Annotated in this window: 13 protein-coding genes and 1 pseudogene; 11 read left to right on the forward strand and 3 right to left on the reverse strand. The window is 66.5% G+C overall.

Features of this window, described 5'->3' with window-relative positions; genetic code table 11:
* Positions 1 to 183: pseudogene (locus CG471_RS26095) on the reverse strand (hypothetical protein); the annotation flags it as partial.
* Between the two features lie 11 nt (positions 184 to 194).
* Here CG471_RS26095 and rsmI point away from each other — a divergent pair.
* The 4 genes from rsmI to CG471_RS26115 all read left to right on the forward strand — a co-directional run bounded on the left by rsmI (position 195) and on the right by CG471_RS26115 (position 3266).
* Positions 195 to 1052: a 16S rRNA (cytidine(1402)-2'-O)-methyltransferase gene (rsmI, locus tag CG471_RS26100; protein ID WP_099234252.1), complete on the forward strand. Its 858-nt coding sequence runs from the start codon at positions 195 to 197 to the stop codon at positions 1050 to 1052.
* Complete coding sequence (locus CG471_RS26105; protein WP_099234253.1) at positions 1049 to 1402, forward strand: YraN family protein; 354 nt, start codon at positions 1049 to 1051, stop codon at positions 1400 to 1402. The genes rsmI and CG471_RS26105 overlap by 4 nt, the downstream gene beginning before the upstream one ends.
* A gap of 148 nt (positions 1403 to 1550) precedes the next feature.
* Entirely contained in the window at positions 1551 to 2525 is a 975-nt protein-coding gene (gene gshB / locus CG471_RS26110) for a glutathione synthase (protein ID WP_004210448.1), read from the forward strand.
* 141 nt (positions 2526 to 2666) lie between these two features.
* Positions 2667 to 3266, forward strand: a complete 600-nt coding sequence (locus tag CG471_RS26115) for a DedA family protein (RefSeq protein WP_099234254.1) — start codon at positions 2667 to 2669, stop codon at positions 3264 to 3266.
* A gap of 138 nt (positions 3267 to 3404) precedes the next feature.
* Here CG471_RS26115 and CG471_RS26120 read toward each other — a convergent pair whose 3' ends face one another.
* Both CG471_RS26120 and CG471_RS26125 read right to left on the reverse strand, forming a co-directional pair.
* Positions 3405 to 3698 carry a hypothetical protein gene (locus tag CG471_RS26120; protein ID WP_099234255.1) on the reverse strand — a complete coding sequence of 98 codons (294 nt, stop codon included), beginning with the start codon at positions 3696 to 3698 and terminating at the stop codon, positions 3405 to 3407.
* Positions 3699 to 3772: 74 nt separating this feature from the next.
* On the reverse strand, positions 3773 to 4663 hold the full coding sequence (locus CG471_RS26125) for a tyrosine recombinase XerC (protein WP_099234256.1): 891 nt from the start codon (positions 4661 to 4663) through the stop codon (positions 3773 to 3775).
* 246 nt (positions 4664 to 4909) lie between these two features.
* Between CG471_RS26125 and CG471_RS26130 the strand changes: the two genes are divergently transcribed.
* The 7 genes from CG471_RS26130 to CG471_RS26160 are packed head-to-tail and all read left to right on the forward strand — an operon-like array spanning position 4910 to position 12654.
* On the forward strand, positions 4910 to 5788 hold the full coding sequence (locus tag CG471_RS26130) for an MBL fold metallo-hydrolase (protein WP_099234257.1): 879 nt from the start codon (positions 4910 to 4912) through the stop codon (positions 5786 to 5788).
* Entirely contained in the window at positions 5773 to 6486 is a 714-nt protein-coding gene (locus CG471_RS26135) for a DUF4230 domain-containing protein (protein ID WP_099234258.1), read from the forward strand. The genes CG471_RS26130 and CG471_RS26135 overlap by 16 nt, the downstream gene beginning before the upstream one ends.
* 31 nt (positions 6487 to 6517) lie before the next feature.
* Positions 6518 to 7504: a quinolinate synthase NadA gene (gene nadA / locus CG471_RS26140; protein ID WP_099234259.1), complete on the forward strand. Its 987-nt coding sequence runs from the start codon at positions 6518 to 6520 to the stop codon at positions 7502 to 7504.
* A gap of 24 nt (positions 7505 to 7528) precedes the next feature.
* A complete protein-coding gene (cls, locus tag CG471_RS26145; RefSeq protein WP_099234260.1) occupies positions 7529 to 8944 on the forward strand; it encodes a cardiolipin synthase in 1416 nt (471 codons plus the stop codon).
* Positions 8945 to 8976: 32 nt separating this feature from the next.
* Positions 8977 to 11103: a prolyl oligopeptidase family protein gene (locus CG471_RS26150; RefSeq protein WP_099234261.1), complete on the forward strand. Its 2127-nt coding sequence runs from the start codon at positions 8977 to 8979 to the stop codon at positions 11101 to 11103.
* On the forward strand, positions 11100 to 11954 hold the full coding sequence (gene nadC, locus CG471_RS26155) for a carboxylating nicotinate-nucleotide diphosphorylase (protein ID WP_099234262.1): 855 nt from the start codon (positions 11100 to 11102) through the stop codon (positions 11952 to 11954). The genes CG471_RS26150 and nadC overlap by 4 nt, the downstream gene beginning before the upstream one ends.
* Positions 11947 to 12654, forward strand: a complete 708-nt coding sequence (locus CG471_RS26160; RefSeq protein ID WP_099234263.1) for a ribonuclease T — start codon at positions 11947 to 11949, stop codon at positions 12652 to 12654. The genes nadC and CG471_RS26160 overlap by 8 nt, the downstream gene beginning before the upstream one ends.
* Positions 12655 to 12824: the final 170 nt, after the last annotated feature.

Here is a 12824-nt window from a genome sequence, read left to right on the forward strand (position 1 = left end):
GCCCTGGGTCACTTCCGGGCCGGTCGGCTTGGCGGGACCGGTGGGCTGGGCAGGGCCGGGGCCCTTGGGCACGATCGACTGACAGGCGGCAAGCATGATGGTGCTGGCAACGAACAGCAATCGCGCGCTGCGCTTCATCGCCGCGAACATGTTCGCTTGCCGGGGGGCATCCGTCTCTGTCATCTGGGATCCTTATGGAAACTATATTGGCATCCGGGCTTGAGCCCGGGCTTTACATCGTGGCGGGGCCGATCGGCAACCTTGGAGACCTTACGCCGCGCGCGGCGGAAGTCCTGCGGTTGGCCGACGTGGTCGCCGTGGAAGATACACGGGTCAGCGCAAGGCTGCTGCGCCATGCGGGATCGGATCGGCCGATGATTCCCTATCATGACCATAGTGCCGAAAATGTGCGGCAGCGGCTGATCGAGCGGATGGCGAGCGAATCGGTGGCGCTGCTGTCGGACGCGGGGACGCCGCTGATTTCCGATCCGGGTTACAAGCTGGTGCGCGATGCGCGGGCGGCCGGGCGCAAGATCACGACCCTGCCGGGGCCGAGCGCGGCGATCGCGGCGCTGACGCTCTCTGGCCTGCCGACCGACCGTTTCCTGTTCATGGGCTTCCTGCCGAACAAGGCGAAGGCGCGGGGCGACGTGCTGGCCGAAGTGGTGGCGCTGCGCGCGACCCTGGTCTTCTACGAAAGCGGGCCGCGCCTGTCGGACAGTCTGGCGGCGATGGCGGCGACACTGGGCGATCGCGAGGCGGCGGTCAGTCGCGAGATCAGCAAGACGTTCGAGGAGACGGCGACCGGCACGCTTACGGAACTGTCCGCGCGCTATGCCGATGCCCCGCCCAAGGGCGAGATCGTCGTCATCGTCGGCCCGCCCGGCGAGGCGCCGCCGGCCAGCGCCGAGGATGCCGACGCGGCGCTGCGGGAGGCGCTGACCCGGCTGCCGGTGTCGAAGGCGGCGGGCGAGGTCGCCAAGAAGCTGGGGCTCGACCGGCGGACGCTCTATGACCGGGCGAATGAACTCAAGGGAGAACGCGAGGCGTGAACCGCCAGCAGGCGGAGAAGCGCGGCCGACAGGCCGAACGCATCGCCGCCTGGTGGCTGCGCCTCAAGGGCTGGCAGATCGTCGGCCAGCGCCTGCGCACGCCAGCGGGCGAGGTCGACCTGGTCGCGCGCAAGGGGGCGATGCTGGCCTTTGTCGAGGTGAAGAGCCGCGCCACCGACGCCGAACTGGACGTCGCGATCGACCAGCGGCGGCTGGCGCGGGTGGCGGCGAGCGCCGAAATATTATGGTATCAGCTGGCAAGACCCGGAGACGACATGCGAATTGACGTCATCCTCCTTGCGCCCGGCCGCCCGCCACGCCATCTGGCCAATGTCTGGCATGGGGGGTGAAAATCATCCGCCGTTCGCCCTGAGTAGCCCCCTGAGCAAAGTCGAAGGGGCGTATCGAAGGGTGAGTGCCGAATGATGCTTCGATACGGGACTTCGTCTTCGCTCAGTCCCTACTCAGCACGAACGGATATGGAAGGAAACCGCGCCGATGACCGAACTCAACCCCCTGACCGTCGCCATGCAGATGGACCCGATGGAAGGGATCAGGATCGCCGGCGATTCGACCTTCCACATCATGCTGGCGGCGCAGGCGCGGGGGCATAAGCTCTATCATTATCTGGCGCCGGACCTCACCTATCGCGACGGCCGGGTGCTGGCCAAGGCGCGGCCGGTGAAGGTGCAGAAGGTCGAGGGCGATCATTATGCGCTGGGCGAGCCGGAGATGCTGGACCTGGGCCGCGATGTCGATGTCGTGTGGATGCGGCAGGACCCGCCCTTTGACCTGAGCTACATCACCGCCACCCATTTGCTGGAGCGGGTGCAGGAAGAGACTTTGGTGGTGAACGATCCGGCCAGCGTCCGCAATGCGCCCGAAAAGCTGTTCGTGCTCGATTATGCCCGCTTCATGCCGCCGACGATGATCACCCGCGACCTGGCCGAGGTGAAGAGCTTCCTCGCCGAGCATGGCGAGATCGTGGTGAAGCCGCTCTATGGCAATGGCGGCGTCGCGGTATTCCATGTCGGCAGCAATGGCGCGAACCTGTCGTCGCTGGTGGAACTGTTCAAGGCTTCGTGGGTCGAACCCTTCATGGTCCAGGCCTTCATCCCCGGCGTCGCGCAGGGCGACAAGCGCATCGTGCTGGTCGATGGCGAGGTCGCGGGCGCGGTCAACCGTATTCCCGGCGCAGGCGAGATCCGCTCCAACCTGGCGGTCGGCGGATCGGCGGCCAAGACCGTGCTGACCGATCGCGAGCGCGAAATCTGCGAGGCGATGGGGCCGGAATTGAAGCGCCGCGGCCTGTTGTTCGTCGGCATCGACGTGATCGGCGGCGAATGGCTGACCGAGATCAACGTGACGTCGCCGACCGGCATCGTGTCGATCGACGCGTTCGACGGCACCGATACCGGCGGCATGATCTGGGACGCGATCGACGCGCGCCTGGCGGCACGGGCGGCGGCCTGACGGATGTGCGCCATTCCTCCGTTCGTCCTGAGTAGCCATTGAGCATGTCGAAATGGCGTATCGAAGGATGTTGCACGCGATGCTTCGATACGAGGCTTCGACTTCGCTCAGCCGCTACTCAGCACGAACGGACATAGGGGCATGACCGACTGGGTGCTGCGGCTGATCGATGCGGGGGGCTATTGGGGGATCTTCCTGCTGATGATCCTCGAAAATGTCTTTCCGCCGATCCCGTCCGAACTGATCATGGGGATTGGCGGCATCCGCGTCGGCCAGGGGCGGATGGCGATGGAATGGCTGCTGCTGGCGGGCACGCTGGGCACCACGATCGGCAATTATTTCTGGTATCTGGTCGGCCATATATTGGGCTTTGGCCGGTTGAAGCCGCTGGTCGATCGCTTCGGCCGCTGGGCGACGCTGGAATGGCGCGATGTCGAGGCGCTGGACCGGCTGTTCGGCAAATATGGCCAGATCGTCGTTTTCGTCTTCCGCTTCATGCCGGCCTTTCGCACGATGATCTCGCTGCCCGCCGGGCTGTTCCGCATGGGCCATGTGCGCTTCCTGATCTGGACTGCCGGCGGCGCTCTGGTGTGGAATCTGGTGCTGGCCTATGCCGGTTTCCTGCTCGGCCAGAATTTCCGCGATATCGACAAATATGTGGGACCGGTGGCGACCGCCTGCGTGGTCGGTGCGGTGCTGCTCTATCTCTGGCGATTGCTGACCTGGCGGCCCAAGGGATAAGAGTCTGTTTGAGAAAGCCGGTACCAGCCCGCGCCCGCGCCCAACCAACCGACAGGATGACACTGGATCGGGCGGTTGGGCGGGGGAGTGGGCTGGAACCGTACTGAAAATCGCCCTTTCGCGATTTTTTAGACAGGCTCAGAAGGGCAATTTGATCCCCACTATCACCCGCTGCGACGTTGTGCCGTTGCCCATGCCCTGGCTCTCGACATGAACATTGCCCTTCACCTTGCCGAACAGGGTGGTTTCGGCGCGGCCCAGAGGGGGCTCGTCGCTGGTGGCGGCGACCTCGCGGTCGATTCGTTCGTCGCGGCGGCGGCCGGTGACGACGATGGCGTTGGGATTGGGCGCGGGCTGCACTTTCTGCAGGTCGAAATCGGGCGGGATGTCGGTGCCGCCAACGCTTTGCAGGGCCATCAACAGACGCAGCATCCTGGGGTTCCTCCGGTCGCAACGGGGATCTGCCAGCGAGGCTGACGCAGGATTACGGCGAATCCATGGCCGTTTCAGGCGCGGGGATGGGCGGCGCGATAGACGTCGAGCAGATGGGCGGCATCGACCTGCGTATAGACCTGGGTCGAGGTCAGGCTGGCATGGCCGAGCAGTTCCTGGAGGGAGCGCAGGTCTGCGCCGCGACCGAGCAGATGGGTGGCGAAACTGTGGCGCAGCGCATGGGGCGTGGTCCGGTCTGACAGGCCGAGGCGCCCGCGCGCGCCCTGCACCGACCGGCGGATCAGCGCGGCCGAAAGCGGGCCGCCGCGCGCGCCCCGGAACAGCGGCTGGTCGCGCTCCGGGGACCAGGGGCATTGCTCGGCATAGGCCTCGATCGCGGCGCGGACCTGCGGCAGCAGCGGCACCAGCCGCGTCTTGCCGCGCTTGCCGGTGACGCGCAGCGTATCGCCCAGCGGCATGATGTCGCCCATCAGCCCCATCGCCTCGCCAATGCGCAGGCCAGCGCCATAGAGCAGCAGCAGAACCGCCCAGTCGCGCGCGCCGATCCAGTCCTCGCGCGCGCCCTCGGCAATGTCGCCGGCCAGCGCCAGCGCCTCGTCGGGGGAGATGGGGCGGGGCAGGCCGCGCTTGACCCGTGGCCCCTTGAGCTGGGGCACGCGGGCTTCCGCGCCGCCGACAAATTTCAGGAAGCCGCGCACCGCCGACAATTCGCGCGCGGCGGAGATATTGCCGATGCCGTCGACCCGGCGGCTGGCAAGATAGGCGCGCAGGTCCGCCTGCTCCAGCCGGGCGAGGCTGGCGGCGGTCACGGCCTGCCCCTGATGCTCGGCGAGGAAAGCCACCAGCCGCTCGGCGGTGGCGACATAGGCGCGCACTGTATGGGTGGAGCGTCGCCGGTCGAGGCTGAGATGCTGGCGCCAGCGTTCGGGGAGGGAGGGTGTCATGTTGGAAATGCCGCGCTTAACTTCGCATATTTCCCGCACATTTTGACAGGTTGAAACAAGAGTTGGAAATCTTGTTGCGTGGAGCGGGGGATGCGGGAAGGGGCTGCGTTGCGCATGGCGGCAGCCTAGCAGAGGGGGGCGATGTAGGACAGGTGGCCCTCCTATCTGATCGTCACCCCAGCGAAGGCTCGGGTGACGGTCATCTGCGGCCCTTGAAATCCGGCGGGAAATGGGCACATGGGAGCCATGGCTACCCCGTTCGATCCGGCCGATTTGCCGACCGGCATCCTGATGCCGCTGTCGCCGCTGGTGGCGCGCGTGCTGGCGCCCAATCCGTCGCCCTTCACCCATACCGGCACCCAGACCTATCTGGTCGGCGGCGCGGATGTCGCGGTGATCGATCCGGGGCCGGACGAGGCCGAGCACCTCGACGCGCTGATCGCGGCGATCGGCGGGCGGCCGGTGGTGGCGATCCTCTGCACCCACACCCATCGCGACCATAGTCCGGCGGCCCGGCCGCTGAGTGTGCTGACCGGCGCGCCGATCATCGGCTGTGCGCCGCTGACGCTGAGCGACGACGGGCCGCGCGCGGACGCGGCCTTCGACGCGGACTATCGGCCCGACCGGGTGCTGGGCGATGGCGAGGGGGTGGCCGGTACCGGCTGGACGCTGGCGGCGGTGGCGACGCCGGGCCATACGTCCAATCATCTCTGCTTTGCCTTGGCTGAGGACAAGGCGCTGTTCACCGGCGACCATGTGATGGGCTGGTCCACCAGCGTCATTTCCCCGCCCGATGGCGACATGACCGCCTATATGCGCTCGATGCAGCGGCTGCTGGAGCGGGACGATGTCGTCTATTATCCGGCCCATGGCGAACCGGTGGAAAATCCGCAGCGGCTGGTGCGCGGCATGATGGGCCATCGCAAGCAGCGCGAGGGCCAGATCATGCGCTTCCTGGAGCGCAATGGCGACAGCGCCATCCCCGACATGGTGGCGGAAATGTACAAGGGCGTGGACCCGCGCCTTTATGGGGCGGCCGGGCGATCGGTGCTGGCGCATCTCATTGACCTCAATGGCCGGGGCATGGCCGCGCCGCTGGAGGATGGGCGATGGCAGATGCGCTGAAGCGCTATGCCGGGCCGGTCGCGGTCGCGCTGCTGATCCTGATCGTCGGCGGGGCGATGCTGGTCGGCTGGCAGCGCTATAATCGCGACTATGTGGTGAGCGTCGAGGAGGACGGGACGGCCGTGACCAAGGTCATTGCCGAAAAGATAGCCGGCACCAGCAGCCTGAAGGTTTCCGAACTGAGCGGCACGATCCAGAGCAGCGCGCGCGATGTGCGCGGCTTTGGCTGGCTGAAGTCCGACCAGGTGGTGAAGATGCCCTTTTCGGTCGATTATTTCGTCAATGTCGGCGCGATCGGCGCGAATGACCTGGAATGGGATGCGGAGCGCCGCACCCTGATCGTCAACGCGCCCGATGTCACCGTCGGCAAGCCCAATGTGGACGAGAGCCAGCGGACTTTGGTGCGCACCGGCGGCCTGTTCGTGACGCGCGAGGCGGGCGAGGAACTGAGCCGTCGCACGTCGGCTTACGCGCAGGCGCGGGCCGCCAAATCGGCCGGGTCGCCCGAGCGGATGGCGCAGGCGCGCGAATATGGCCGGGCCGCGCTGGTGAAGCTGATGGCGGCGCCGCTGGCAGCGGCCGGGCAGGGCGATGCGCGGGTGATCGTCACTTTTCCGGCGGAACGCCCCAATCGCGATCGCTGGGACGTGACCACGCCGGTTAACGAGGTACTGGCAAACCGGAGACAGGCCCGCTAGGGCGCCCGGTAAGACCGAGGAGTCACAGGGTATGAACGCTTTCACCGATATTCCGCAGGGGACGGACCTGCGCGCGGAGATCGACCGCCTGCGCAAGGAGCGCAACGCCGTCATCTTGGGCCATTATTACCAGTCGCCCGAGATTCAGGATCTGTCCGATTTCGTCGGTGACAGCCTGGAACTGTCGCGCAAGGCGGCGGAAACCGACGCCGATGTCATCGCCTTTTGCGGCGTGCGCTTCATGGCCGAGACGGCCAAGATCCTGTCGCCGCAGAAGATCGTCGTGCTGCCCGACATGGACGCCGGCTGCAGCCTGGAAGACAGCTGCCCGCCCGCCCAGTTCAAGGCGTTCCGTGAGGCGCATCCCGATCATATTGCGCTCAGCTACATCAACTGTTCGGCCGAGGTGAAGGCGCTGTCCGACATCATCGTGACGTCGTCGTCGGCCGAGAAGATCCTGGCGCAGATCCCCAAGGATCAGAAGATCATCTTCGGCCCCGACAAGCATCTGGGCGGCTATTTGAAGCGCAAGCTGGGCCGCGACATGCTGCTGTGGCCGGGCGTGTGCATCGTGCATGAGGCGTTCAGCGAGACCGAATTGCTGAAGCTCAAGGCCCAGCATCCCGACGCGCCGGTCGCCGCGCATCCCGAATGCCCGCCCTATATCGTCGACCATGCCGATTATGTCGGGTCGACCAGCGGCATCCTGGACTTTGCCAAGACGATGCCGGGCGACACGCTGATCGTCGCCACCGAACCGCATATTATCCATCAGATGCAGAAGGCGGTGCCGGACAAGAATTTCATCGGCGCGCCGGGCGCGGACGGCAACTGCAACTGCAATATCTGTCCCTATATGGCGCTCAACACGATGGAGAAGCTCTATCTGTCGCTGCGCGACCTGAGCCCGCGCATCGAGATGGACGAGACGCTGCGCGTCGCCGCCAAGAAGAGCCTGGACCGGATGCTGGAAATGGCCAGCGGCACGGTCGGCCAGGGTGATCTGGGCGCACGCTGAGGATAGACGGGGGAGGTCGGTCACATGGTCAACCTCCCCGACAGCGACTTCGGCCTTTTCTATTATTGCCTCGAATGGGCGATCCGCATCGGCGCGCTGATCGCCGTGCCCTTTCGCCGGACGCCGGCGGCGACGCGGGCCTGGCTGCTGCTGATCTTCTTCCTGCCGGTGCCGGGGCTGATCCTGTTCTGGATCATCGGCAGCCCGCGTTTCCCCGAATGGCGGCGCGCCCGGTTCGGCGAGCTTGATCCCTGGTTTGGCGGCATTGCCGCGCGGATGCTGCCCCATGCGCCATCACCCGACCCGGATCGCGCGCCGATCGTCGACCTCGCCGCCAAGCTGGGCAAGATGCCGGCGACCGGCGGCAACCGGGTCGACCTGATCTTCGACTATATCGTCGCGATCGACCGGCTGGTGGCGGACATCAATGCCGCGCGGCACAGCGTGCGCATCCTGGTCTATATCTTTGCCGATGATGCGGTGGGGCGGCGGGTGGCCGATGCGCTGGGCGCGGCGGTGAAGCGCGGCGTCACCGTGCAGGTGATGTATGATCCGGTCGGATCGCGGCCCTGGCGCAAGGGGATGGAGGCGATGCTGACGGCAGCGGGGGTGGAGCTGTGCGCCGCTTTGCCGTTCCGCTGGATCCGCGGGCGGACAAGGCGCGACATGCGCAACCATCGCAAGCTGTTCGTGATCGACGGAGTGATCGGCCATGTCGGATCGCAGAATATCGTCGCGCGCGACTTCAAGCCCGGCATCGTCAACCAGGAACTGGTGGCGCGGGTGACCGGGCCGGTGGTGGCGGAGCTGGAGGCGCTGGTGCGCGCCGACTGGTATATGGAGACGCACCGCTTGCCCGAGGGGCCGGTGGTCATTCCCGATCCGGCCGGCGACGCGGTGACGCAATTGCTGCCGAGCGGGTCCAACTATCCGCTGGAAGGGTTCAAGACGCTGCTGGTGTGGCAGCTGCATCAGGCGCGCAGCCATGTGATGCTGGTGACGCCCTATTTCATCCCCGACGATGACCTGGTCGATGCGATGCGCACGGCGGTGGTGCGCGGGGTGAAGGTCGACCTGATCGTGTCCAAGCCGGTCGACCAGTGGCTGGTCCATGCGGCGCAGGCCTCCTATTATGCCGAGCTGATGGCGGCGGGCATCGGCATCCATGCCCACCGGCCCGAATTCGTCCATGCCAAGACGGTCAGCATCGATGGTCGGCTGGCGGTGGTCGGCTCCTCCAATGTCGACATGCGCAGTTTCGAGCTGAACGAGGAGGCGAGCCTGCTCATCTATGACGCGGAAACGGTGGCGGCGGTGGAGCTGGTGCAGCGTCGTTTCATGGCGCGGGCGGAGACGCTGGACCGCGAAACATGGCGGGCGCGGCCGCTCTATCGCAAGGTTGCGGAAAATGTCGCGCGGATGGTCGGCTCGCTGTTGTAACGGCCCCGCATCATCGCCTATCGCATCGGGCCATGAGACATAAGCTGACGCTCCGTTCCGCCCTGATGGCGATCGCCATCGCTTCCGCTCCTGCCCTGATCGCCGCCGCGCCCGCCACAAGCGATGATCCCTATCTCTGGCTGGAGGATATCGAGGGCGCCAAGGCGATCGCGCAGGTCGAGCAGTGGAATGGCGAGACGGAAAAGCTGTTGCGCGCCAGTCCGCGGTTCGAGGCGGACCGGGCGCGGGCGCGCGCGATCCTGGACGATGAAAGCCAGATTGCGGTCCCCGACAAGGTGATGGGCGACCGCGTCACCAATTTGTGGCGCGACGCGAAGAATCCGCGCGGCCTGTGGCGGTCGAGCGACCTAGCATCCTATCTGGCGGGCAAGCCCAACTGGACGACGATCATCGACGTCGATGCGCTGGGCAAGGCGGAGGGCAAGAGCTGGGTCTGGCATGGTGCCGATTGCCTGGCGCCCGATTACAGCCGTTGCCTGATCTCGCTGAGCGCGGGCGGCACCGATGCCGATGTCGTGCGCGAATATGACCTCGCCACCGGCAAGTTCATCGAGGGCGGCTTTACCTTGCCCGAAGCCAAGAGCGACGTCGCCTGGGCGGACAAGGACACGTTGCTGGTCGGCACCGACTATGGCGCGGGATCGCTGACCGCGTCGGGCTATCCGCGCATCGTCAAGCGCTGGAAGCGGGGCACGCCGCTGTCGGCCGCGACGCTGGTCAAGGAAGGCGTGGACAGCGACATTTCGGTGCGGCCGCGCGTCGAGCAGGATGGGGCCAAGCGCTGGGTCTTCATCGACCGGGCGCTGACCTTCTATACCAACGACCTCTATATCGAGGGTGCGAACGGCAAACTGATCCGCACGCCGGTGCCCGACACGGCCGATTTCCGTGGCCTGATCGGCGGGCAGATGATCGTGCTGCTGAACAAGCCGCTCGGTGATATTCCGACCGGATCGCTGGTGTCCTGGCCGATCGCCGATGTGGCGGCGGGCAAGGCGGGGGCGCCGCAGGTGGTGCTGAAGCCGACCGCGACCACGGTGGTCGAGGAAGTGCGCACCACCGACCATATCCTGTGGGTGAAGCAGCTCGACAATGTGTCGGGCGCGCTGCTGGCGATGACCCGCGATGCCGCCACCGGCCGCTGGACCAGCCGTTCGGTGCCGCTGGCCGACAAGGCGACGGTCCATCTGGTCGGCACCGACGACAAGGGCGACCGGGTGTTCGCCTCGGTCGAGGGGATGCTGACCCCGCCGAGCCTGATGGTGGCGGGCGCGCAGGGGCCGGCACGCACGATCCAGCAACTGCCGGCGCGCTTCGACGCCAGCCAGTTCGTGGTGGAGCAGCGCTTTGCGACGTCGAAGGACGGGACGAAAATACCCTATTTCCTGGCGCGCAAGAAGGGCGTGACGGGGCCGGTGCCGGCGTTCATCCATGCCTATGGCGGGTTCCGCGCGGCGCAGACGCCGACCTACCTCACCACCGAACCCTATCGCGCCGGGCCGCTGGGCCTGTTCTGGGTCGAGGATGGCAATGCCTATGTCCTCGCCAATATCCGCGGCGGCGGCGAATATGGCCCGGCCTGGCATCAGGATGCGCTGCGCGAGAAGCGCCAGAATGCGTTCGACGATCTGGCGGCGGTGGCCGAGGATCTGGTCAAGACCGGCGTGTCGACCAAGGGCGATATCGGCATTTCCGGCCGATCCAATGGCGGCGTGCTGGTGGGTGCGGCGATGACGCAGCGGCCCGACCTGTATGGCGCGGTGATCGCGGGATCGCCGCTGGAGGACATGAAGCGCTATTCGCATCTGTCGGCCGGCGCGTCGTGGGTGGCGGAATATGGCGATCCCGATGTGCCATCGGACTGGGCGTTCATGTCCAAATGGTCGCCCTATCAGAATGTGAAGACCGGGGTGCAGTATCCGCCCGCCTTCTTCTACCTGTCGACCAAGGATGACCGGGTCCATCCGGGCCATGCGCGCAAGATGGCGGCGAAGCTGAAGGCGACCGGCAGCACGGTCTATTATCATGAATATCGCGAGGGCGGCCATTCGGTCGGCGCCGACCATGCCGAGGATGCGGTGCGCGCGGCGCTGCTGCACGCCTTCCTGACCCGCGAACTGGTGGAGAAGAAGAAGTGAGCGGGGCTTTCACGCTGGAAGGGTTCGACCTCGACGCCTTTGTCGCGGCCACGCTGGCCGAGGATCTGGGGCCGGATGGCCGCGATGTCACCAGCGAGGCGGTGATCCCGGCCGATGCGATCTTCGACGGGGTGATGGACAGCCGCGACGCGGTGACGCTGGCCGGCCTGCCGATCGCGGTGGCCTTCTTCCGCGCGCTTGATCCCGATGTCGAGATCGAACTGCTGCACCAGGATGGCGACCGGGTGGCGGCGGGGACCGACATCATGCGCATCCGGGGCAAGGCCCGCGCGCTGCTGACGGCGGAGCGGTCGGCGCTCAACACGGTGCAGCATCTGACCGGCATCGCCACCATGACGCGCGCCTATGTCGACGCGATCCTGGGCACGGGCGCGACTTTGCTCGATACGCGCAAGACCATTCCGGGCCTGCGCCGGCTGGAGAAATATGCCACCCGCATGGGCGGCGCGACCAATCATCGCATGGGCCTGTGGGATGCGGCGATGATCAAGGACAATCATGTCGCGGTCGCCGGATCGGTCGAGGAAGCGGCGCGCCGTGCGGTCGCCGCCGGCATCGCCCAGATCATCGTCGAGGTCGACCGGGTCGACCAGATCGAGCCGGCGCTAGCCGCCGGGGCGACGCATCTGCTGCTCGACAATATGGATGCAGCCACGCTGCGCGGCGCCGTCACCCTGGTCGGTGGACGGGTGCCGACCGAAGCATCGGGCGGCGTCACGCTGGATACGATCCGCGCCAAGGCGGAGACCGGCGTTACCTATATCAGCGTCGGCCGCCTCACCCAATCTGCCCCTGCCGCCGACATCGGACTGGATTTTTCCCATGCGTAAATATCTGCTGCCCCTGATCGCCCTGCTGCTGCCCGGCATCGCCCATGCCCAGGCCAATCAGTGCCGCCTGCCCGAGATCATCGCCCGCCCGCAGGTGGAAGGGCCGAGCGCCGACGAGCCCAAGCGGGTGCTGCCGATCGGCTATTACACGCTGGCGGTCAGCTGGAGCCCGCAATATTGCAAGACGTCGCGCGGCGGCGCCCGCGATGCCTTCCAGTGCGGGTCGGGCAATGATTTCGGTTTCACCCTGCATGGCCTGTGGCCCGACGGCTATGGCAAGGAATGGCCGCAATATTGCAAGCCGGCCGCACCGCTGCCGCGCAAGGTGATCCGCGAGCATCTCTGTTCGACGCCGTCGGTGCAGCTGATCCAGCATGAGTGGGTCAAGCATGGCACCTGCATGCCAACCACGCCGACCAAATTCTTCGCCCTGTCGCGCAAGCTCTATCAGGCGCTGCGCTATCCCGACATGGCGGCGCTGGCCGCGCGGCCGACCCTGTCGGCGCAGGATTTCGCCAAGGCGTTCGCGGCAGAAAACAAGGGCATGGTCGCCGATGGCATCCGCCTGAACGTCAACCGCGACGGCGCGCTGAGCGAAGTGTGGATCTGCATGGACCGCAAATTTCGCTACATGGCCTGCCCGCCGCAGCAGGGTGGCGTGCGCGACCGGGCGCAGTTGCGGATCGAGCCGAGGGGCTGAGACCCAGGCGCCCTTTCCCGCGGGGGAAGGGCAATGATCGCGGGTCAGGCGGAGGGGCAGCGCTCCATCGAGAGCGGGACACCCCTCCACCGGCTTTGCCGGTCCCCCTCCCCTGGCAGGGGAGGATCAACGATGGTGCATGTCAGCCGTCGATGGTCACCGTCGAGGGA

The organism is Sphingobium sp. IP1 (assembly GCF_002708645.1).
Lineage (GTDB): Bacteria > Pseudomonadota > Alphaproteobacteria > Sphingomonadales > Sphingomonadaceae > Sphingobium > Sphingobium yanoikuyae.